This window comes from Gordonibacter pamelaeae 7-10-1-b (assembly GCF_000210055.1).
GTDB classification, from domain to species: Bacteria; Actinomycetota; Coriobacteriia; order Coriobacteriales; family Eggerthellaceae; genus Gordonibacter; species Gordonibacter pamelaeae.
In genome coordinates this window covers 3,151,319-3,153,327 of the sequence record NC_021021.1, presented here as the reverse complement: position 1 = coordinate 3,153,327, position 2,009 = coordinate 3,151,319, and the positions used below count along the sequence as shown (strand labels likewise).

The window sequence follows — 2,009 nt, the reverse complement described above, 5'->3', positions numbered from 1 at the left end:
ATAGGGGCCGACGAACGAACGAGGAGGATCGCACCCATGCCGAACGACAACCCCGCCGAGCGCCCACACCCCAACGACCCGCTGCACGGCGTGACGCTCGAGGCCATGCTCACCCGCCTGGTTGACAAGTACGGCTGGGACGAGCTGGCCCGCCGCATCCGCATCAACTGCTTCGCGAAGGACCCCAGCATCAAGAGCTCGCTCACGTTCCTCCGCAGGACGCCCTGGGCCCGCAAGAAGGTGGAGGACCTCTACAAGGGCACGACGTTCTAGCCATCCCGCACGCCTCCGCCGTCGCGAAGGACGTCCCCCACGCAAAAACGCCTCCCCCGCAGCGAGCGGGAGAGGCGCCTCATGAAAAGCCAGGCGGTTGCAGCGAGCTCGGACGCCCTACCCGTTCGCCGGGCGGATGTCCTCCAGCGGCATGGGAACGTCCGGCATCTCCTCCGGCTCGCGCGGCGCGCCGACGGCCTCCTCGTGCCCCGGCAGCACCACGTTCATCAAAATGCCCACGATCGACCCCACGGCCAACCCCGACAGCGAGATGGTGATCCCGCCCACCGGCACCACGATGGCGCCCGCCGCGCTGTACGCGATGCCCAGCGACAGCACCAAGATGAGCGCCGTGATGAGCACGTTGCGGCTCTTCATGAAGTCCACGTGGTTCTCCACCAGGTTGCGGATGCCCACGGCCGATATCATGCCGTACAGCACGAGCGACACGCCGCCCACCACGCACGCCGGCATGGCGGCCACGAGCGCCGCGAACTTCGGCGAGAACGAGAACACGATGGCAAAGAGGGCCGCAATGCGGATGACACGCGGGTCGAACACCTTCGTCAGCGCCAGCACGCCCGTGTTCTCGCCGTACGTCGTGTTCGCCGGCGCACCGAACAGCGACGCGATGATGGTGGCCAGGCCGTCGCCCAAGAGGGTGCGATGCAGGCCCGGCTCGGCGATGTAGTTGCGGTTGCAGGTGGAGCTGATGGCCGACATGTCGCCGATATGCTCGATCATCGTGGCGAACGCAAGCGGCATGATGGTGATGATGGCCGTGATGGCGAGCCCCGTGTCGAACGACTCTCCGAACAGCGAGAACACCGTGTTGTCCCACGCCACGGGCAGCCCGACCCACGGAGCCGCGGCCACGGTGGAGAAGTCCACCTCGCCCGCGAACGCCGCCACGGCATACGACACGATCACGCCCAGCAAGATGGGGACGATCTTCACCATGCCCTTGCCCCAGATGTTGCACACCACGATGACCGCGATAGCCACCACGGCAATGAGCCAGTTCGACGAGGCGTTCGTGATGGCCGAGGAGGCCAGGATAAGCCCGATGCAGATGACGATGGGCCCCGTGACCACCGGCGGGAAGAAGCGCATGACGCGCGCCGCCCCGAACACGCGGAACAGCGCCGACAGCACCAGGTACAGAAGGCCCGCGCACGCCACGCCCAGGCACGCGTAGGGCAGAAGATCGGCCTCGCCGTTCGGCGCGATGGCCGCGTAGCCGGCGATGAACGCGAACGAGGAGCCCAGGAACGCCGGCACCTTCCCCTTCGCCAGGAAATGGAACAGCAGCGTGCCCAGGCCCGCGAACAGGAGCGTCGCCGACACGGACAGGCCCGTGAGCGCCGGCACGAGCACCGTGGCCCCGAACATGGCGAACATATGCTGCAGGCCGAACACGCCCATCTTCGGCACGCCGAGCGGGCGCGCGTCGTACACCGCGTCCGGACTGTCCTTGGCCCCCATGGTCGGCACCGGTCGATCCTTGCTCATCGGCAAAACCCCTCTCGCATCGCTTTCCCCGCGCGCGGCGCCGCCTCCCGACGGCGAGCGCGCTCAAACCTTCGGTATTATGCTACAAGAAAGGCCCGCGGGACGCGGAAACGAGGGAAAGCGCCTTGCTTTCCCGTCGGAAGGCGTGCGCGGCGCGCCGCATCTGGCCAGGGGTATGGCGGATGCCATCCGACCGGCGGCCCGGCGCACCCCAGCCGCCCGGG

At 67.8% G+C, this 2,009-nt stretch carries 2 protein-coding genes; one reads left to right on the top strand and one right to left on the bottom strand.

Annotation, left to right across the window (positions count from 1 at the left end; all coding sequences use genetic code 11):
* Positions 1 to 36: 36 nt before the first annotated feature.
* Positions 37 to 273, top strand: coding sequence for a VF530 family protein (locus tag GPA_RS14475; RefSeq protein WP_015540340.1), 237 nt, complete (start codon positions 37 to 39; stop codon positions 271 to 273).
* 117 nt (positions 274 to 390) lie between these two features.
* On the opposite strand, the gene GPA_RS14470 is transcribed toward GPA_RS14475, so the two are convergent.
* Complete coding sequence (locus tag GPA_RS14470) at positions 391 to 1,785, bottom strand: uracil-xanthine permease family protein (protein WP_015540339.1); 1,395 nt, start codon at positions 1,783 to 1,785, stop codon at positions 391 to 393.
* Between the last annotated feature and the right edge of the window lie 224 nt (positions 1,786 to 2,009).